The sequence below is a fragment of the Aliivibrio kagoshimensis genome (assembly GCF_050337105.1).
In the GTDB taxonomy this organism is placed as follows: domain Bacteria; phylum Pseudomonadota; class Gammaproteobacteria; order Enterobacterales; family Vibrionaceae; genus Aliivibrio_A; species Aliivibrio_A kagoshimensis.
This window is the reverse complement of record NZ_JAKJSQ010000005.1, coordinates 114,059-135,124: the sequence shown is the minus strand read 5'-3', so window position 1 is coordinate 135,124 and position 21,066 is coordinate 114,059. Positions and strand designations below refer to the sequence as shown.

Sequence of the window (21,066 nt, the reverse complement as noted above, 5' to 3'; positions counted from 1 at the left end):
AATTCATAGCTTGAGAGCAAAATATGCATATTTTTGGAAAACTGTTAGGTGTTTTTTTTGGTTCGTTATTTGGCGGTATGCTCGGTGCAGCATTTGGTCTTTTTATCGGCCATCAATTTGATAAGGCAAAAAGTAGAGCAAGAGGCGGCTTTAACTTTCAACATTCTGGGTCGCAATCAGAACGACAATCCGAATTTTTTCACGCCGCCTTCTCGGTAATGGGCCATGTAGCAAAAGCGAAAGGGCAAGTAACACAAGAGGAGATCATGCTGGCGAGCACCATGATGGATCGAATGAGTCTTCATGGAGAACAGCGAAAAGAGGCTCAAAACGCGTTTAGAGAGGGCAAAGAGTCAGAATTCCCATTAGATGAAACCTTGCAGAAAGTGCGTCAGTCTGCCAGCGGCCGTCGTGATCTACTGCAGTTTTTTTTAGAGTTACAAATATCTGCCGCATTTGCGGATGGTGAAGTGCATCCAAAAGAGAGAGCAGTACTGCATACTATTGCTGCCGCTCTGGGTTTCTCTGCCGCTCAGTTAGAGAAAAGATTGAAAATGCAAGAGGCTGCATTTCGTTTTCAGCAGGGTGGCGGCACGCACCAAGGAAACTTTCAAGGTGACTGGGGACAAGCTTCTCAAGCCAATCAACTCAGTGATGCCTATAAATTGTTAGGCATTAGTGAAGATGCTGACGCCAAGGAATTAAAACGCGCCTATCGTAAATTGATGAATGAACATCATCCGGATAAATTGGTCGCAAAAGGGTTGCCGCCAGAGATGATGGAGATGGCAAAAGAGAAAGCGCAAGAGATTCAAGCTGCCAATGATCTGATAAAAAAAGTGAAAGGGTTTAAATAACCACAATGTGAGTAGAGTGTCGCTCTACTCACATCCACCGCTCGACCTATTCGTTTAAACGCCAGTCATAATCAAAGCTAATCTGCCCTGAGTACCCGTTAAGTTCAACTCGATATTGCGCGAGATGTCGAAATAGCGCTTCTTTGTCGCCAAAATCGCTACTGAACCAATCATAGATTGAAGAGAGCTGTAATTTGCCGGACTCTAATGTCGCGCCTTTAGTGCTGTTGATGAAATCAGACGCGGCTTTATCTAGGAGTGCTTGACTATTTTGAGCCGTAAATGCGCTAGATTGTAAGTTGGGGCAGCCCAGACTGGCACAGTTAACGGCATAGTGGGTTCTAGCATCTTGCCAGATAGGGCGTAATATTCGATGCTCTATATCATTGAGAGTTAACTTTTTCGAGTTAATGATCGCAATCTGATCCCCCCACGGACCAAAGCTAAAAATCCCTCCCAATTTAGTGATCGATTTCAGAGGGTAATTGTCTAAGATAAGGTTTACGGTGAGCGCGTTATACAAATTAACCCAGTAGGCATATTGTTCCGTTCGGTTAAAAGTACGAGGGTCCAGTTTGCTCAAGTCAGCAAGATAATTTTGGAGTTTGGTTCTATCAATCTCTGTGACTTTACCATATTGAAAAAGTGTCTGAGTACCACGTTGAATGAGATAACTATCCAGTAGTTGTTGCCACGGTTGATGAGAGATTGAAGCGCTGTTCTGCTCATTACTTTTATCCCAAAAAGACCATAACTCCGCGTCAGGAGCGGCAGCACTATTGAGAGTGACTAGTAGCATTATTATTGAGAGGAGATATTTCATATCATAACCTTAACATGGTGAAGAGTAGGGCGTTATGACTAAGATGACCTGATGATGGGGCGTTCTATTTCAAAAAATAATAGGGCTGCGGATACGTGCAGCCCTTAATTAGAGATAAGCTATTTCAAAAAGCTTGGAATGCTCTGTTCAAACTCAGAGATTTTCTCTTCGTGCTGCAAGGTCAGTCCAATGTTATCTAACCCATTAAGTAAGCAGTGACGACGAAACTCATCAATCTCAAATCCATAGGTTTTTCCGTTGGCGGTGACTAACATGCTCTCTAAGTTAACGTTGATCTCTGCACCTTCGGTACTGTGTACAAAATCAAATAACTCATTAACTTCTTGATCCGTCAAACGAACCGGAATCATCTGGTTATTAATGGAGTTTCCATAAAAGATATCGGCAAAACTAGAGGCGATCATGATTTGAATGCCGTAGTCTGCTAATGCCCAAGGAGCGTGCTCTCTTGACGATCCGCAACCAAAGTTTTCGCGAGCCAAAAGAATACTGGCCCCTTGATAGCGTTTTTCGTTCATGACAAATTCAGGGTTTGGTTGTTGCCCTTCATCATCAAGAAAGCGCCAGTCATGAAAAAGATGTTTGCCAAAGCCGATGCGGTTTACTTTTTGTAAAAACTGCTTTGGAATAATGGCATCGGTATCAATGTTAGCGGTATCTAAAGGAACCACTAGGCCTGTGTGTTGCTTAAAACCTGACATAATCAGCTCCTTAATCTAAATCTTGAATATCAACAAAGTGGCCTGCACAAGCCGCGGCGGCAGCCATCGCTGGGCTGACTAGGTGAGTACGTCCATCACGACCTTGGCGACCTTCAAAGTTACGGTTGCTGGTTGATGCACAACGTTCATGTGGACCTAGTCTGTCATTGTTCATGGCAAGACACATTGAACAACCTGGTAGACGCCACTCAAAACCTGCTTCGATGAAGATTTTATCTAATCCTTCAGCTTCGGCTTGCGCTTTTACCTGCTCAGAGCCAGGTACGACTAAAGCTTGGACATGGCTGGCAACCGAGCGACCTTTAGCGACTTTTGCTGCTGCACGCATATCTTCTATGCGTGAATTAGTGCACGACCCGATGAACACTTTATCAATAGGGAAGTCAGACAGATTTTTGCCTGCTTCTAATCCCATATAAGCCAGCGCTTTTTCAGCAGAGGCTTTCTCAACGGGATCAGAGAAGTCGTCAGGACCAGGAATGATGGTATTAATCGGAATAACTTGGCCTGGATTGGTTCCCCAAGTGACTTGAGGTTTAATCTCACTGGCGTCTAAAGTAACAACGGCATCAAACGTGGCGTTATCATCTGTTTTCAGGCTTGACCAGTACTCAACAGCGGCATCGTAATCGGCACCCGATGGTGAAAATTTACGATCTTTAATGTAGTCGAATGTGGTTTGATCCGGAGCAATAAGTCCTGCTTTTGCACCCAACTCGATCGCCATATTACAGACGGTCATTCGACCTTCCATAGTCAAATCTGTGATGGCTTCACCACAAAACTCAACTACGTAACCCGTACCACCTGCAGCGGTGGTTTTACCAATAATCGCCAATACGATATCTTTGGCGGTGATCCCTTTAGCGACCTTTCCTTTGACTTCGATCTTCATGGTTTTGGCTTTGGCTTGTTTCAGCGTTTGTGTTGCTAAAACGTGCTCTACTTCAGAGGTACCAATACCAAATGCCAGAGAACCGAATGCACCGTGGGTCGCAGTGTGCGAGTCGCCACAGACGATGGTCATACCCGGTAGAGTAATGCCTAGCTCTGGACCCATAACATGCACAATGCCTTGATACTTGTGGTTCAAGTCATACAGAGTGACACCAAACTCTTCACAGTTTTTTGCCAATGTCTCCATCTGTATTTTCGCCATCTCGCCACACGCATTAATGTCTTTGGTCTGCGTGGAGACGTTATGATCCATTGTGGCGAAGGTTTTTCCTGTTTGACGAACGACACGTCCTTTCTCTCGCAAACCATCAAAGGCTTGTGGGGAGGTCACCTCATGGACTAAATGACGGTCAATGTACAAAATCGGTGTTTCGCCTTTTGCCGCAACGGCGACATGGGCATCATAAACTTTTTCGTATAGTGTTTTTGACATTGCGTTTTCCTTTTGCTCTTCACAGCTCTTATTATTATGATTTAATCTAAGATGTAGTTTGCGATCTTATCGCCCATTTCACTGGTACTTAATGGGGTAGCGTTTCCGGCTAGGTCGGCAGTTAGTTCGCCGGCTTCAAGTGCTTTAGAGACTGCTTTTTCAATGTCAGTAGCCGCTTGGTCTTCATGTAAACTGTAACGAAGCATAAGTGCTGCCGACAGAATTTGAGCCACTGGATTGGCAATGTTCTTTCCTGCTATATCCGGTGCGGAGCCTCCTGCAGGTTCATACAGACCAAATTTGCTTTGATTTAAGCTGGCGGATGGAAGCATGCCCATTGAACCAGTAATCATCGCACACTCATCTGAGATAATATCGCCAAAGATGTTCGAGCACAGCATGACATCAAACTGGGAAGGATCTTTAATTAATTGCATGGTCGCATTATCAATATAGATGTGGTTTAAAGCGACTTCAGGGTAATCTTTCGCCACTTCCTCTACCACTTCACGCCATAAAATAGAGCTCTGTAACACGTTTGCTTTATCAATTGAGTAGACATTTTTGCTGCGTAACATGGCTGATTCAAAAGCGATTTTTGCAATGCGCTCAATCTCATAGCGGTGATACACCTCGGTATCAAAGGCTTTCTCTTCTGGACCTTGGCCTTCACGTCCTTTCGGCTCACCAAAGTAGATACCACCAGTTAACTCACGTACTACGACGATGTCAAAACCACGTTCTGAGATATCAGCACGAAGTGGTGAGAAATTTTCCAATCCAGCATGAATTTGTGCAGGACGAAGGTTACAAAACAGTTGGAAGTGCTTGCGAAGTGGCAACAGAGCACCACGTTCAGGTTGATCGTTTGGAGCAAGGTGTTCCCATTTTGGGCCGCCGACAGAACCAAAAAGTATCGCATCGGACGCTTCACACCCCTTTAAAGTACTTTCAGGTAGCGGGCAGCCGTGATTATCAATAGCAATCCCCCCTACATCATACTGCGTTTTATCAAAGGTGATGCTGTGCTTCTTTGAAATTGCATCCAAGACTTTATGCGCTTGTTCCATTACTTCTGGGCCAATGCCGTCACCGGGTAAAACTGCAATTTTATAGCTGTTGCCTGCCATGGTTATCTCTCTCCTGATTAATTTATGATGACTGTGTTGCCATAAGTTGTTACTTAATTAGTGCTGCACTTTTTGACTTTTGATATCAACAATCTGATTCGCTCGATGAATGCTGTTGATTACGTGCAGTAGTGCTTGCCCTGATGCTTCAACGATGTCGGTTGCAAGCCCAGTGCCGTGGTATTTTCGACCTTTATAATTGGCAATAATATCAGCTTGCCCTAGGCCATCTTCACCTTCACCTTTAGCGGTTAGGTCAAATTTATCCAGTACAATTTCATACCCTGTTAAGCGGTAAATACATTGATACAGTGCATCGACTGGGCCGTTGCCGACCGCGGCCTCACTCTTCTCTACGTCTCCGCACTGTAACTTAATGCTGGTGGTTGCCATGATGCTACCTGATTGAACGCTCAAGTAGTTTATTTTAAAGAAATCGTCTTCATCCCTAAGGTTAGAGAAGTGCATCAAAGCCTCTAAGTCATAGTCGAAAACTTGACCTTTACGATCTGCAAGCTTCAAGAAGTCGGTATATAACTCGTCCAGCTTATACTCATCTTCTCGATAACCCATGGCATCCATGTGACTTTTCACTGCAGCACGTCCAGAACGACTGGTTAGATTCAACGCTTGGTTTTTTAGACCTATCGATTCAGGGGTCATGATTTCGTAAGTGTTTTTATTTTTTAAGATACCATCTTGGTGAATGCCTGAAGAGTGGCTAAAAGCATTGCTACCCACAACGGCCTTGTTGCTTTGAATCGGCATGTTGCAAAGCTGGCTGATAAGGTGACTGGTGCGGTGTATCTCTTTATGTTGAATATTGGTGTGTACCCCTAACAGCTCTGAGCGAGTTTTGATGATCATCGCGATCTCTTCAAGTGCACAGTTACCCGCTCGTTCGCCCAAACCATTAATGGTGCCTTCAATTTGACGAGCCCCTGCTTGAACCGCAGAGATTGAGTTGGCAACAGACATGCCTAAATCATCATGGCAATGGACTGAGATTATCGCTTTATCAATATTAGGAACACGATTGAATAGGGTTTCGATAATGGCGCCAAACTCACCAGGTACCGTATAACCTACTGTGTCAGGGATATTGATCGTAGAAGCACCTGCGTCAATCGCGGCTTCGACCATACGGCACAAGTTATCAATAGGAGTTCGGCCAGCATCTTCACATGAGAACTCAACGTCATCGGTATAGTTTCTAGCACGCTTTACGGCAGCGACACCCATTTCAACTACATCTTCGTAACTACGTCGCAGCTTATCTTGTACGTGCACGGTTGAGGTGGAGATAAAAGTATGGATACGAAACGCCTCAGCCACTTTCAATGACTCTGCTGCGACATCAATGTCTTTTGATACCGCACGAGCCAGAGCACAAATCCGGCTGTTTTTGATATTTTTAGCAATGGTTTGAACCGATTCAAAATCGCCAGGCGAAGAGACAGGAAAGCCTGCTTCAATCACATCAACGCCCAGTCGTTCAAGTGCATAGGCGATTTGCAATTTCTCTTTAACCGTTAAGCTTGCAGATAACGCTTGCTCGCCATCACGTAAGGTGGTGTCGAAAATTATCACTTGATCGTTCATGGCTGCTTCCTTATGTCGATATAGAATCGAATGTTATCCAATATATTATTAAGAATGATGTGTTTTAAATAACCATAGTTACAAAAAAACCCGCTTCAGGGCGGGTTTTAGAATTTGTGTGGTTTTCAACCAACAAGCTACCCGCGCGATCTGGTCACGATAAGGAGGAGGCTTAGAAGTCGAGATGAAGAAAATAGCATGACACAAATCCATATATACATTATTAACACCATATTTACCGTAATTTATTCTGAGCGTCAAACAAGAAAAGCTATTATTTGCGGAGTAAAGTCTCAAGCTCATTTGGTTTATACTGATTTTACTTTTTTATTTGGTTTAAAGTTCTGTTTGGAGTGTCGTGTGTAGATTAGACGTTCATGCATCTACCTATGTTCAGGTTAAAAAATTGTAATGTTTTTTTCTTAATTAGTTGGTGTCACTGACATGAAAGGGAGGAGGAGCTAGTAATTAATCAATTGATTAAATAGTGGTGAATTATTGTGCTGCTTATTTGTTGGTTTTTTTTCTATAATTAATCATCTGATTAATTTATTGAGACGCGATATGGTGAAGAGCCGAAAAGCAGGGCGCCCTCCTCAAAACTCCGACGTGAGAGAACGTTTGATTCAGCAAGCTCGTGAGTTATTTGTCATTCACTCATACGACAAGGTATCGACACGCTTAATCGCCGATCGTGCTGAGGTGAATATCGCGATGATACGTTACTACTTCGGTAATAAAGCGGGATTATTTGAAACCATGCTGCGAGAGACATTGCGTCCTATGCAGTTGCAGATGCAAAAGTTGACTGAAGATGCGAGTCATAAAAATTTTCTCGATTTGATGAGAACCTACTATCAGGAGATGGTAAAGGTGCCCAAGTTCCCTCGTTTGATAGCACAAGTCATGAACATGCCTCCTTCAGAAGTGCAAAGAGAACTGTTGGAGAAAGTGTTCTTAGATATCACTAAACCTGCTCAAGATGTCATTTTTGATAAGTTAATCGAAAGCGGGGTGCTTAAAAAAGGGCTGGATCCCCAGCTATGTCGAGTCTCTTACATTAGTTTGATGGTATTCCCGTTTGTAGCGCCACCGCCACTGTTAGTTTTACATGGTATTGAGCTTAATGAAGCATTTTTAAATCGTTTGATAGAGCACAATATAACACTGATGACGGAAGGGTTCATAAATGTTGAAACGATTGATAATAAGCAAGGAAGAAGCGAATGAAGTTACCTCGTAAGTGGTTATTTTTTCCCGTTGTGGCGTTAGGGGTGATGATCCTTGTCGCAGTCACTAAGATGCGCCCTGATGCGGAAGTTAAACCTTTAGAAGATCGCTCTCAAGTAGTAAAAACGGTGACGTTAGAACCGAAATCTATCGCACCTCTTGTCATTGGCTTTGGCAAAATCAGACCAAAGTTAGAGTGGAAAGCCATTGCAGAGGTCTCAGGTAAAGTGGTTTATCGTCACCCTGAATTAAATAAAGGGAATGTGCTGGTCGCTGGTACGGAGGTGCTTCGTATTGATCCATTAGATTATGAACTAAAACTGGCGCAAGCTGAGGCTGATTTAAGCTCAAGCCAAACCCAACTGGCAAAAGTGGATCTCGAAGAGAAAAATATCCGTAATACCTTATCCATTGAGAAAACACGCTTAGGCATCAGTAAAAAGGAACTGGACCGAAAAGTGAACTTACAGAAAAGAGGGTTAACGTCCACGTCTGATTTGGACCAACAGAATCAATCCTATTTGGCGCAACAAAAAGTGGTGCTTGATATTAATAATCAAATATTACTGTTGCCGGATGAACGTAAAGTTGCCCATGCGATGGTGAAAGTGAATCAAGCGAAATTAAAAGAGGCGCAGCGGTCGCTAGAGAAAACCAGCATTGTACTCCCTGTTGATGTGCGTATTGCTGAGGTGGACATTGAAGCGGACCAAGTGGTTAACCTGCAACAGGCGATGTTTATTGCCCATGGTATTGAAACCATGGAGATGGAAGCCCAAGTCTCATTGCATGATATGCAAACGTTAGCGAAAAGCTTCACCACGTTTACCTTAAATGAACAAGGGATGCCTAATATTGATGCTTTACCCTTAAAAGCCAGAGTGTTATTAAGCAGTGGTCGTTTCAATGTTGAGTGGCAAGCGCATGTCGCTCGTATTAGCGAAACCGTCGACCCAAACCAAGCCACCGTCGGTATTATTTTAGAAATTGAACAAGACTATCGAACACTAAAGCCAAGCACACCACCGCCATTGGTGAACGGTATGTTTGTTAAAGCTGTTATTGAAGGGTCTGCATCAGACCAATGGGTCGTGCCTGAAAGTGCAGTGCATGGAAGCCATATCTATTTACTTAGCAGTGACAGTCGGTTGATTATTCAGCCGATAACGATTTTATTTCGAAGAGATAATCAGGTGGTGATTACTGCGGGCCTCTCTTCGGGGGATCAATTAATCATGAATGATATTCTTCCTGCGATTAATGGCATGAAGCTACGGACGATTAAACCGCAGCAGGCAGGAGGGGGTTCGTAATGATTAAGTTCTTTGCCAGACACCCGACGGCCGCTAATCTGCTCATGTTGAGTCTGCTGTTATTAGGCGTAGTGTCACTGTCTCAGGTAAAGCGTGAAACGTTTCCTGAATTTAGTCCACTCTATATATCAGCAGGAGTTGTGTATCCTGGTGCCTCTCCTCAAGAGGTTGAAGAGAGTATCTGTGTGAGGATGGAAGATGCCGTCGATGGTCTTGGTAATATTGAAGAGACCCGATGTGAAGCGGTTGAAGGCTCAGCTCGTTTAGTGATCAAGCTGAACGAAAAAACGGATATTGGCAGGATGTTAGTGGATGTGCAGACACAGATCAATGCCATCAATGACTTCCCAAAAGAGATAGAGTCTCCGATTGTGCAGGAATTGGATTGGAATGAACCCGTGGTTGATGTGGCGATCTCTGCCAAAACAACCTGGCCTGAACTAAAAGCGTATGCTGAGAAGCTGAAGTTAATCTTAAAACTGGATTATGACGTTGCCTTGGTCAGAGTGACTGGGTTCTCTGATCATCAATACCGAGTTGAGTTAGATGAGGTCGCGATTCGTCAGCTAGGTCTCAACGTTAATGATATAGCCAATAAACTGGCTGCACAAAATATTAAATTACCGAGCGGAAGCATTGAAACGCCAGAAAAGAACTTCTTAATTCGCTTTGATGAAAGAAAAACAACCCCTGTTGAACTGGCTACTATCGTGATGGGTGCCTCTGAGAGTGGCGCTCTGATCCGCTTGGGGGATATTGCCACGATCAGTGACCGTTTTGAACTCGACGAACAGAAGATTATCTTCAACGGTAATCCCTCAGCAGTATTGAAAGTGAGTAAAAATAAATCTGATGATGCATTGAGAATTAAGGAGAGAGTGGCTGAATTTGTCACTTATCAACAGTCGGTTGCCCCGGATGGCGTGACACTGGAAATGACCAATGATCTCTCTTCACTATTATGGGATCGCCTCACTATGATGGTGAGTAATGGTTGGCAGGGTATCACCCTTGTTTTTTTAACCATGTGGCTATTTTTTACTCTACGATACTCCTTTTGGGTTGCAGCAGGCCTTCCGGTTGCTTTTCTTGGTGGTCTGTTTTTAATGGCCAGCTTAGGTCTCTCTATTAATATCATGTCTTTGGTTGCGTTATTAATGGCGATAGGGATCATGATGGACGATGCTATCGTTATTGCAGAGTCTATTGCCTCTCATTTGGACCGAGGGCAAGAGATAGATGATGCGGTGTATAATGGGGTCAAAAAAGTGATGCCGGGGGTTATCTCCTCTTTCCTTACTACGGTCTGTATTTTTGGCAGCTTGATGTTTCTGCAAGGGGAGATGGGGGCGGTATTAAGAGTGGTTCCTCAAGTGCTGATCTTGGTATTAAGCCTGAGTTTAATAGAGGCATTTCTTATTTTACCCAACCATTTATCCCATTCGCTGCATAGAGCTAAAAATGATAAACCTGTGTCTGGTTTTAAAAAACGTCTGCTCGATCGTTTTGACCACTTTCGAAATACCACGCTTGTTTATGCGGTGACTAAGGTCGTGGAGTGGCGTTATGCATTCTTAGGCAGTGTCATCGCTATGTTGCTTGTCTCCTTTTCCCTTATTTCCGGTGGCGCGCTAAAGTTTGTCGGCTTTCCTGAGTTGGATGGGGATATTGCTGAAGCGAGAATCATCCTTCCCCCAGGCTCGTCACTCTCTCAAACAGAGCTCGTTGTCGAACACATTGTGACTGCAGCGCAGCGCTTAAATAAAACATGGAGTGAAAATAACGAAGGGGGACGTCAACTGGTAGAGCATATTACGCAACAGTTTAATGTAAACGCGGATGCCAATGAATCGGGACCACACCTTGCGACAGTGCGTTTAGACTTTTTAGGGGCGGAAGAGCGAAACTCTCTATTGGATGACTTTATTGATGCGTGGCGTTTAGAGGTTGGTGATCTTCCAGAGCCTGTCACGTTAGTATTTAAACAGCCTACTATGGGACCTGGAGGGCGAGCCATTGAAATACGTATGATGGACAGTGATCTGCATACGTTAAAAGCCGCTTCTATAGAGGTTCAAGCCTATCTCAATGAGTTTGCAGGGGTGTATGGTGTCCTTGATGATATGCGAATGGGTAAAGAGGAGGTATTAGTCAAACTGCGTCCTGGAGCGGAAACCTATGGGATTACAGGGCAGCTGGTTGCTAATCAGCTGCGTGCGGCGTATTTTGGCCAGACTGCGGACGAAATTCAGTTAGGCGTTGAAAATATTGAGATAGAGGTTCGCTTTAATAAAGAGCAAGCTGGCGATCTTCATACTTTGGAGAACTTCCCTATTATCATGCCTAACGGTAGCCAGATTCCTCTCGCATCTCTTGCAACATTAACCCCTCAGAGAAACTATGTACGTATACAAAGAGTTAATGGAGTAAGAACATTAAGTGTTTTTGGTGATGTGCATGCTTCTCAGATCAGCTCTACAGAGATACTTAACCAGTTCAAGAAAGATCTTGTGCCCACGCTTCAGCAGCGGTATCCGACGTTGCGATTTGACTTTGAAGGGGAGGCGAAAGATTCAGCGCAGACAGGTCAATCTATCGCAACAGGATTTATGATAGGACTGTTTGGTGTATTTGTAATTTTAAGTTTTCAGTTTAGAAGTTACCTTGAGCCTTTTGTGGTAATGATCGCCATCCCTTTAGCATTGATTGGTGTGCTTTGGGGGCACTTCTTACTCGGACACTCATTAAGTATGCCTAGTATCATGGGGTTTGTGTCTCTTGCTGGGGTTGTCGTTAATGACTCCATATTATTGGTGCAATATATTCGTCATCATGTCGATGAAGGGATGACGGTGCATGAATCAGTGGTTAAGGCGAGCCAAGAGCGATTCCGAGCCGTCTTTTTAACGTCATTAACAACGGCTGCGGGTCTTTTACCTCTTCTGTTGGAAACCAGTTTACAAGCACAAGTCATTAAACCTTTAGTTATCTCGATTGTGTTTGGCATATTTACTTCAACACTGCTGGTGCTCTTTATGATTCCTGCTGCTTATGCAGTATTAGCGGATGGAGGCTGGGTGAAAAAACATCACAGACTCTCACTGTAAGTACTCTGCTCAGACCACGGTTCCCCCTCAACATTATCTCTATGTTGAGGGGGAAATTATTATTAGCTATTGATAAAACTATTTTTAGCGGTAGTATTTTCGAAAACAATAGCCACTTCATAATTGTTCTATCGCCTCTATGAATGATTTAACTATAACTATAATATTGCTTAATTAGTATGTCATGCTGTATAGTGGGTGATAAACCATACCTTTTAGGAATGTTTAGTTTTTTTTATTTTCCTCTTTTTTAAAGTTAATTATTTGAAACTAAATGGATAATTTTCAATTAATATGAAAAGAAATGATTAAATATCAAAGGCTATGGCGCTTTATTTGTTATTGATGAATAGTTGCATCTGGCTCGGAACTATTTCCTTGGCGAATATTATTAGGATTAAGAACGATCCGATTTGTTGGCATTGACGCTTGAGAAAAATCCCCTACTTTATAAGGCTTACCAATGATACGTAGAGATAACTCTGCCCAATCAAACCACTTTCGTATGGACTCAAACTTACGCGGCGTGGACCTGAATTTACTGACAGTCTTTGATGCTGTTATGCAGGAACAGAATATTACGCGTGCAGCACAAAATTTAGGAATGTCTCAACCAGCAGTCAGTAATGCCGTTGCGCGCTTGAAGGTGATGTTCAATGATGAGCTATTTATTCGTCATGGACGTGGTATACAACCAACATTAAGAGCGAAACAGTTATTTGGGCCACTAAGGCAAGCTCTTCAGTTGGTAAAAAACGAGTTACCAAGTTCAATATTTTCACCAGAAACGTCTGAACGTCAGTTTAAACTGGCGATCTGTAGCCCATCTGACATACGCTTCGCTCCTCGTATTATGAAGGATATCCATACCGAAGCGCCTTATGTTCAACTTCAGTTAGATGGAGAGATCGACGCTAACCTAGCTCAAAAATTACGTTATCAAGAGGTTGATTTTGTGATTGATTACGCTAAATTTGATGAACCCGGTTTTGCCAGCACCGAGCTATTTAGTGATGAGCTGGTGGTTATTAGTAGCTCAACGCACCCAAGAATTGGTGACTCAATCTCTAAACAAGAGCTGTTAGCAGAAAAACACGCGATCTTATCTAAGATAGATAAAGTGTACCGTTTTGGTGATTCTATCTACTCTAATGATAACTATGTTCAAGCGTACCAAGGTACGAGTATGAGTAATATTCTGTATGTTGTGGCTCAATCTGATTTGGTGACTGTTGCTCCGCGCTGGTTGGTTGAATCCATGCCAAATAACGCACAGTTCAAAGTCCTTGAACTGCCATTTGAGAACAACAAAATCAGTAGTTACTTGAGCTGGCATGAGTCTTCACTGAAAGACAAAGGAAATATCTGGATGAGAGATCAATTAATGAAGATCTGTGGTGAAGAGATAGTTGCTTCACATCAACTATAATCAATGTCACATATTAGAGAAAGTCAGCTTCTGCTGGCTTTTTTGTATATTCGCCTCTATGTTTTTGAATAATAGAAACTTAAATAGACTGTTTTAAAGTTTTTAAGACTCTTTATGCGTCATACCGTCGATTGAGCAATTTATTTAGTTGCCTTTTTATCCACTGTTTGTAGAATTCCTGCATCAAAATCAGCTTACACTTGTAAGCCTAAGGTACAGATATTATTTATGAATGATTTGCATATTGTAAAAAGAGTTCGTGAGCAAGCAGCTCAACGTCAAAATGATACTGCTTTACGTGAACGTGACTCTCAGGGGAATTGGTCGGATATTAGCTGGCAGCAGTTTGGACAGCAAATTGATGAGCTCTCTCTCGCACTACTGGCTTATGGGGTAAAAGTACAAGAGAACGTCGGTATATTCTCAAACAATATGGCTCGTTGGTCTATTGCTGATTTCGCGACTATGCAAGCTCGTGCAGTCACGGTTCCTATCTATCCGACCAATACCCCTAAACAATCAGCCTATATTATTAATGATGCAGACGTACGCATTCTATTTGTAGGTGAACAAGCTCAATATAATGCCGCAGTAGTGATTTTTGAGCAGTGTGAATCATTAGAGTATATCGTTGCGATGACTGACGAGGTAGACCTTAATGATCACCCTTCAGGCTATCACTGGAACAGTTTCATTGATTCCGTAACTCAGGCTGACAGCAGTGAACTTGATAGCCGGATAGAAGACGCCAATATGGATGATCTTCTGACGCTTATTTATACCTCTGGCACCACCGGTGAGCCGAAAGGTGTGATGCTTGATTATACTAATGTAGCAGCCCAGCTTTTGGGACATGATCAACGTCTGGCGTTAACGGAGAAAGATGTCTCTCTCTGCTTTTTACCTCTATCGCATGTATTTGAACGAGCTTGGACGTTTTATGTGCTTCACAAAGGTGCGGTGAACTGCTATTTACAAAATACCAATCTAATTAAAGAGGCGCTGTCGGAAGTTAAACCAACGGTGGTCGCTGCTGTCCCACGTTTTTACGAGAAGATCTTCTCTACCGTACATGAGAAGGTGTCGCGCGCACCCCTGCATAAAAAGATCATGTTCACTTGGGCAGTTAATATGGGCGCTAAAATGGCCGTGGCGCATCAAGAGTCCCGTCAACCATCTTGGGCACTAAAAAGTGCTTATCAGTTAGCGGACAAGTTAGTACTGAACAAGCTGCGTGGAATTTTGGGTGGAAACATTAACTTTATGCCCTGCGGCGGTGCAAAATTAGATACAACCATAGGACGTTTTTTTCATGCCATCGGAATTAATGTCAAACTGGGTTACGGTATGACAGAAACCACGGCAACAGTGTCTTGTTGGAATGATAGAGAGTTTAATCCTGACTCTATAGGGACAGCGATGCTGGGCGCCGAAGTGAAAATTGGCGATAAAAATGAGATTTTGGTTCGTGGTCCAATGGTTATGCGTGGTTATTATAAAAAACCAGAAGAGACAGCGAAAACTTTCACAGAAGACGGTTTTTTGAAAACAGGCGATGCTGGCGAGTTTGATGCGAATGGAAACCTCTATATAACCGATCGTATTAAAGAGTTAATGAAAACCTCTGGGGGAAAATACATCGCCCCCCAAATGATTGAAGGTACCATAGGCAAAGATCACTTTATTGAACAGATTGCTGTGGTTGCGGATACTAGAAAATTTGTTTCAGCGTTAATTGTGCCTTGTTATGATGTTCTTGAGGAGTATGCCAAAGAGCTCAATATCATCTACCATGACCGTATGGATCTACTTAAACACAGTCAAATTGTTGAGATGTTTGAGAGTAGAGTCTCTGACTTGCAAAAAGAGCTGGCTCGTTTCGAGCAGGTCAAAAAGTTCACACTGCTACCCAAAGCCTTCTCTATGGATAAAGGAGAGCTGACGCCAACTCAGAAATTACGACGTAAGGTGATTGATGAGCGGTATCAGAGTGAAATTGACGATATGTACGATGACAAAAAATAGAACTTAACCCGTTCAGAGATGAGTCAAACATCATAAAAAAGGAGCCTTGGGCTCCTTTTTTATTGCCTTGATTTTTTGTGTCGAATTTTCATTTAGATTAGGTCTAATTGTCTGCCTACCTACTCATTTTCAGGTGGAATACTTTTATTTTTTCAGTTTTATTGGTTATTTGGATTTAAAAGAAAAAACAACCGTGGACTTAATTGCAACTAAAGGGTTAAAGTTGTTTCTGGTTGGTTCTATTTGTTATGAAAAATGGAGCTGCATAGAATGAAAAATATCATTATTTCTGTTTAGGCTAAAAATAAGCCCTAACTATGCGAAACTGAAAGTTTGTTGAATACCGTTTAGCACTGTTTCAGTTAGCAATGACCTGGAGAAAAAATATGGAAATGTTATCTGGCGCGGATATGGTAGTCCGCTCACTGATTGATCAAGGTGTGAAACACATCTTTGGCTACCCTGGAGGCTCTGTTCTAGACATCTACGACGCCCTTCATGAAAAAGGGGAAGTTGAGCATGTATTAGTAAGACATGAGCAAGCCGCTGTTCACATGGCCGATGGTTTTGCTAGAGCGACAGGCGAAGTCGGTGTTGTCCTGGTTACATCGGGTCCTGGTGCAACCAATGCCATTACCGGTATTGCGACTGCTTATACTGACTCTATTCCGTTAGTGGTCATTTCAGGTCAGGTTCCAACCGGGTTAATCGGTAATGATGCATTTCAAGAGTGTGACATGATTGGTATTTCAAGACCGGTTGTGAAACACAGTTTCTTAGTCCAAAAAGCTTCTGATATTCCAGAGATCATCAAAAAAGCATTCTATTTAGCTTCATCAGGTCGACCTGGACCTGTGGTTATCGATCTTCCAAAAGACATGATGGACCCGACTAAAAAATTCGAATACGCCTATCCTGAAACCATTAAAATGCGTTCATATAATCCAACTAAAGTCGGCCATAAAGGGCAAATTAAGAAGGGATTAAAAGCACTTTTAGAAGCGAAAAAACCAGTGCTGTATGTGGGTGGCGGTGTCATCATGTCAGACAGCAGTAAAGAGGTGCTTCAGCTCTCTGAAGCACTGAATATTCCGGTGGTTAGTACGTTGATGGGGTTGGGCGGATTTCCGGCCTCCCATAAAAACTCAGTGGGCATGCTAGGTATGCATGGTTGCTACGAAGCCAATATGACCATGCACAACAGTGATCTTATATTTGGTATTGGTGTTCGTTTTGATGATAGAACTACCAATAATGTTGAGAAATACTGCCCTGATGCAAAAGTGCTTCACATCGATATTGACCCTTCATCCATCTCAAAGTCTGTACAAGTGGATGTTCCGATCGTTGGTTCAGCGGACCAGATCTTATCAAGCATGTTATCACTGCTAGAGGAGCAAGGCAGCAGCAATGATGCGGATGCTATGAAGGGCTGGTGGCAACAGATTGATGAGTGGCGCGCTCGTGACAGCTTGAAATATGATAAATCTACCGATCGCATTAAACCTCAACAAGTGGTTGAAACGCTGCACAAGCTGACCAATGGTGATGCCTATGTGGCTTCGGATGTGGGACAGCATCAGATGTTTGCTGCTCTCTATTACCCGTTTGATAAACCACGTCGTTGGATCAACTCTGGTGGTTTAGGCACCATGGGGTTTGGTCTACCAGCAGCGATGGGTATTAAATTAGCTATGCCTGACGAAGTGGTCGTTTGTATTACGGGTGATGGCAGTATCCAGATGAATATTCAAGAGTTGTCGACCGCCCTTCAGTATGATATTCCAGTTAAAATTATTAACTTGAATAACCGTTTCTTAGGAATGGTGAAACAGTGGCAAGACCTTATTTATCAAGGGCGTCATTCGCACTCTTATATGGACTCAGTGCCTGATTTTGCTGCGATAGCTGAAGCTTATGGTCATGTGGGAGTCAGAATTTCAGATCCTAATAAGCTTGAGTCAGAGCTGAAAAGAGCGTTAGATATGAAAGATCGTTTGGTGTTTGTTGATATCAGTGTTGATGAACATGAACATGTATACCCGATGCTGATTAAAGGCGAAGGAATGGACAAGATGTGGTTAAGCAAAACGGAGAGAACTTAATATGAGACGTATTATTTCACTATTACTTGAAAATGAATCAGGATCTCTTTCTCGCGTCGTTGGGCTTTTCTCTCAGCGCGGCTATAATATTGAGTCTTTAACCGTCTCTCCAACCGATGACCCTACTTTATCTCGTCTGAATATCACAACGGCAACGGATAATATTCAGTTAGAACAGATAGAAAAGCAGTTGCATAAGCTGGTTGATGTATTGAAAGTTCAGGAAGTGACAGAGACAGATCATGTTGAGCGTGAACTACTGTTAGCGAAAGTGAAAGCCAGTGGTTTTGCTCGCGCAGAAGTAAAGCGCATGTCTGATATCTTTCGTGGGCAAATTGTGGATGTAACGAGTTCTCTCTATACCGTTCAGTTAACAGGGACGAGCGATAAATTAGATGCTTTTATTACGGCATTAAGTGAAGTGACTGAGGTTGTTGAAGTGGCGCGAAGCGGCGTTGTGGGCATTGCTCGAGGTGAACGTTCACTAAAAGCGTAATTATTTAAACTGTAATAACAAATATTTAAGCCAGCTAACGACAATTAGCTGGTTTTTTTTTGCATTAGACTAAAGTCGTATACGGTGTGTGGTCTATAATTATAAAAGTATTTTTCGTAGCCTTTAACATAAGGCTTATTCTCTCTTTACAGGATGTCTGTTCTTAGTTTGAAAGAATGCAAAAAGGATTGCTAGAGACTAAATAGTGGGGCGATAGGTATGCTCAATGATTTTTTAGTCAGATTAACGGTGGCAAGTCTGGTTGTATTAGGTTTTAAATTAAGTGCCATTTACTTCTTATTGATGGTGGTTTTACTCAATACTCATCATCGAGAGCTATTTGGCTGGTAGATAAAAAAAGTCGAGGATGATCCTCGACTAAATAATTAAATGCCTATCAGTATTAACTGTTTATATACTTTTTCAGCAGTTCTAAAGTATCTTCACTGTGCGCGTCCAGTTTCTCAAGCGCTTTTGCTGTGTCACCAGAAAATGCGGCTTTCATGATAATTTCATGATCTTCGATAACCTTCGCGTGTTCAATATAGATTGACTCTTTATTGAGTAGGATATAGTCGTATCTTTTTAGCTGATCTACTAGATCTAAATAGAAGCTAAACATGATCTTAGAGTCGCTACCTGATAGTAATGCTGAATGAAACTGACGATGTAATTCGTCCCACTCATCAAGCTTGATATCTAGGTCTTGACCGAGATTTGTTTGTAGTGAGCGACTCAGTTTATGGTAACTGGTTAATACTTTTAACTCCCAATCTTCATTTCCGCTTTGAATCGATTTTTCTAATAAAAAGCGACCAACGATACGTAAACTTTCGAAAATTTCGGTTAGCTCATCAACGGATACAGGGGATACCCAGCAGCCTTTCTGAGGTTTAAACTTAACGTATTTATCTGATGATAACTGTACGAGGGCCTCTCTAATAGGAGACGCACCAACCGCATAACGGGATTTAAGATCAGCAACAACCAGCTTTTGACCGGGAAGGAGTTGACCAGTAAGGATGTCCTGACGGATCATTTTTGAAACTTTATCAGTTAATGTAGGGCTAGACACAATAAGCTCTCTTTAATGTCAAAATTACTAAAAAGGTGTAGGCTGAATGGCTGCAATGTCTATTATTAAATAGTTATTAGTATGGTTCAGAGTGTATTAATAAGTGTTATGCACTCTGATGCAAACTCATTCATTGGCTGAATGGTACAGAGGGATTTTTCTGTGATCAAGAAAATTAATAAAAAAAGGGAGCTAGCGCTCCCTTTTATTAATTAATTACATTAAGGACTTAAATTTCAATCCTGAAAACGTTTACAACCTACAGTACGTGTACTGATGCTGTGTTCGTTGTGCCTGATGGTACAAGTGCACCAGAGACCATAACGACAGTATCACCTTTAGTTGCAATACCGGACTCAATCGCAATGCTCTTACCTAAGGTAAAGAACGCATCTGTGCTGCTCATTGAATCAACAACAATAGAGGAAACACCTTTAGTTAAACAAAGCTGTGCTGCTGTTTTACTGTTGGTAGTTACCGCGATGATGTTAGCGGTCGGGAAGTACTTACGAATTGAGCGAGCTGATTTACCCGCTTCAGTAGCAACGATGATTAACGGTGCAGTCAGTTTCTCTGCAGTATCAACAGCGCCTTTACAAACCGCTTCCGTGATGCGTAAACGAGGGCTATCTAAACGAGAACCTAGCTCGGCTTTTAATACGTTGTCTGTACGAGCACAAATCTGAGCCATGATAGTAACCGCTTCAATTGGGTACTTACCTTTTGCAGATTCGCCTGAAAGCATTACCGCATCAGTACCATCTAAAATGGCGTTGGCAACATCACCAGCTTCAGCACGGGTAGGGCGAGGGTTTTTGATCATTGAATCGAGCATCTGCGTCGCAGTGATAACCACTTTACGAGCGCGGTTACATTTCTCAATCATCATTTTTTGAGCAAAGATAACTTCTTCTACTGGGATTTCAACACCAAGGTCACCACGAGCGACCATGATACCGTCGGACACGTCTAAAATGTCGTCGAAGTTATCCACACCTTCTTGGTTCTCAATTTTAGAGATGATGTGGATGTTCTCACCACCGTTTGCGTTTAATAGCTCACGAATCTCAAGTACATCTTCTTTTTTACGAATAAAAGAAGCGGCAACAAAGTCTACGTTTTGCTCACAACCGAACTTAAGGTCAGCTTTATCTTTTTCAGCGAGTGCAGGCAGTTTAACTGCAACACCTGGAAGGTTAACGCCTTTGTTCTCACCAAGGTCGCCAGTGTTTAAGACTTTACACTTCACTTCTGTGTCTGTGGTTGAAATGACTTCCATCTCAATTAGGCCATCATCCACAAGGATGGTATTGCCAACAGACAGGTCATTGGCAAATCCAGGGTAAGTAACCGCAACGGTATTCACATTACCAACAACCGATACATCGGTGGTGAAGGTGAACTCTTGACCAGCGGTAAGAGTGACATCATCGCCATTATCCAATTTAATGGTGCGAATTTCAGGACCTTTCGTATCAAGTAGAACAGCAAGCTCTTTGCCTGTATTCTTCATTACGGTACGTAAGTTATTAATACGATTACCGTGCTCTTCAAAGTTACCGTGTGAGAAGTTCAGGCGCATTACATTCATGCCTGCATTAGCAAGTTCAGTTAGCTTCTCTACAGATTCAGTTTTAGGGCCAATCGTACATACGATTTTGGTCTTTTTCATGTCAGGACTCTCTCCGAGTAAAGTAATAATATTTGGGTATCAGTATATTGAGCAACGTTGATTAAAATT

The 21,066-nt window shown here is 42.5% G+C and carries 16 protein-coding genes; 9 read left to right on the top strand and 7 right to left on the bottom strand.

From position 1 onward, the window contains the following. Positions 1 to 23: 23 nt before the first annotated feature. Positions 24 to 857, top strand: a complete 834-nt coding sequence (gene djlA / locus L4C32_RS03240) for a co-chaperone DjlA (protein WP_428195412.1) — start codon at positions 24 to 26, stop codon at positions 855 to 857. 46 nt (positions 858 to 903) lie between these two features. Here the strand turns inward: djlA and L4C32_RS03235 are convergent, their stop codons facing one another. The 5 genes from L4C32_RS03235 to leuA all read right to left on the bottom strand — a co-directional run bounded on the left by L4C32_RS03235 (position 904) and on the right by leuA (position 6,545). Continuing rightward, complete coding sequence (locus tag L4C32_RS03235; RefSeq protein ID WP_428195411.1) at positions 904 to 1,680, bottom strand: DUF547 domain-containing protein; 777 nt, start codon at positions 1,678 to 1,680, stop codon at positions 904 to 906. Positions 1,681 to 1,799: 119 nt separating this feature from the next. Beyond that, the gene (leuD, locus tag L4C32_RS03230; RefSeq protein ID WP_428195410.1) at positions 1,800 to 2,402 is read right to left on the bottom strand and encodes a 3-isopropylmalate dehydratase small subunit; all 603 of its coding nucleotides are present in this window, start codon (positions 2,400 to 2,402) and stop codon (positions 1,800 to 1,802) included. A gap of 10 nt (positions 2,403 to 2,412) precedes the next feature. Next, positions 2,413 to 3,813: a 3-isopropylmalate dehydratase large subunit gene (leuC, locus tag L4C32_RS03225; RefSeq protein WP_428195409.1), complete on the bottom strand. Its 1,401-nt coding sequence runs from the start codon at positions 3,811 to 3,813 to the stop codon at positions 2,413 to 2,415. Positions 3,814 to 3,854: 41 nt separating this feature from the next. Then, complete coding sequence (gene leuB / locus L4C32_RS03220) at positions 3,855 to 4,943, bottom strand: 3-isopropylmalate dehydrogenase (RefSeq protein ID WP_428195408.1); 1,089 nt, start codon at positions 4,941 to 4,943, stop codon at positions 3,855 to 3,857. 57 nt (positions 4,944 to 5,000) lie between these two features. Further along, complete coding sequence (gene leuA, locus L4C32_RS03215) at positions 5,001 to 6,545, bottom strand: 2-isopropylmalate synthase (protein ID WP_428195407.1); 1,545 nt, start codon at positions 6,543 to 6,545, stop codon at positions 5,001 to 5,003. A 567-nt stretch (positions 6,546 to 7,112) separates the two neighbouring features. Between leuA and L4C32_RS03210 the strand changes: the two genes are divergently transcribed. The 8 genes from L4C32_RS03210 to L4C32_RS03175 all read left to right on the top strand — a co-directional run bounded on the left by L4C32_RS03210 (position 7,113) and on the right by L4C32_RS03175 (position 18,601). Further along, the gene (locus tag L4C32_RS03210; protein WP_428195489.1) at positions 7,113 to 7,775 is read left to right on the top strand and encodes a TetR/AcrR family transcriptional regulator; all 663 of its coding nucleotides are present in this window, start codon (positions 7,113 to 7,115) and stop codon (positions 7,773 to 7,775) included. After that, positions 7,772 to 9,088 carry an efflux RND transporter periplasmic adaptor subunit gene (locus L4C32_RS03205; RefSeq protein ID WP_428195406.1) on the top strand — a complete coding sequence of 439 codons (1,317 nt, stop codon included), beginning with the start codon at positions 7,772 to 7,774 and terminating at the stop codon, positions 9,086 to 9,088. Before L4C32_RS03210 ends, L4C32_RS03205 begins: the two co-directional genes overlap by 4 nt. Further along, positions 9,088 to 12,195 (top strand): efflux RND transporter permease subunit, encoded by a 3,108-nt coding sequence (locus L4C32_RS03200; protein WP_428195405.1) that lies wholly within the window; start codon positions 9,088 to 9,090, stop codon positions 12,193 to 12,195. Before L4C32_RS03205 ends, L4C32_RS03200 begins: the two co-directional genes overlap by 1 nt. 463 nt (positions 12,196 to 12,658) lie before the next feature. After that, positions 12,659 to 13,624: a transcriptional regulator LeuO gene (gene leuO, locus L4C32_RS03195; protein WP_428195404.1), complete on the top strand. Its 966-nt coding sequence runs from the start codon at positions 12,659 to 12,661 to the stop codon at positions 13,622 to 13,624. Between the two features lie 228 nt (positions 13,625 to 13,852). Continuing rightward, positions 13,853 to 15,649 carry an AMP-dependent synthetase/ligase gene (locus tag L4C32_RS03190; protein ID WP_428195403.1) on the top strand — a complete coding sequence of 599 codons (1,797 nt, stop codon included), beginning with the start codon at positions 13,853 to 13,855 and terminating at the stop codon, positions 15,647 to 15,649. Between the two features lie 386 nt (positions 15,650 to 16,035). Then, positions 16,036 to 17,754 carry an acetolactate synthase 3 large subunit gene (locus L4C32_RS03185; RefSeq protein WP_428195402.1) on the top strand — a complete coding sequence of 573 codons (1,719 nt, stop codon included), beginning with the start codon at positions 16,036 to 16,038 and terminating at the stop codon, positions 17,752 to 17,754. A gap of 1 nt (position 17,755) precedes the next feature. Next, positions 17,756 to 18,250, top strand: coding sequence for an acetolactate synthase small subunit (gene ilvN, locus L4C32_RS03180; RefSeq protein WP_428195401.1), 495 nt, complete (start codon positions 17,756 to 17,758; stop codon positions 18,248 to 18,250). A 219-nt stretch (positions 18,251 to 18,469) separates the two neighbouring features. Then, positions 18,470 to 18,601, top strand: coding sequence for a hypothetical protein (locus L4C32_RS03175; protein WP_428195400.1), 132 nt, complete (start codon positions 18,470 to 18,472; stop codon positions 18,599 to 18,601). 52 nt (positions 18,602 to 18,653) lie between these two features. On the opposite strand, the gene L4C32_RS03170 is transcribed toward L4C32_RS03175, so the two are convergent. Together L4C32_RS03170 and pykF are read right to left on the bottom strand one after the other, a co-directional pair. Next, positions 18,654 to 19,325, bottom strand: a complete 672-nt coding sequence (locus L4C32_RS03170) for a GntR family transcriptional regulator (protein ID WP_428195399.1) — start codon at positions 19,323 to 19,325, stop codon at positions 18,654 to 18,656. Positions 19,326 to 19,584: 259 nt separating this feature from the next. Next, entirely contained in the window at positions 19,585 to 20,997 is a 1,413-nt protein-coding gene (gene pykF, locus L4C32_RS03165) for a pyruvate kinase PykF (protein WP_428195398.1), read from the bottom strand. Positions 20,998 to 21,066: the final 69 nt, after the last annotated feature.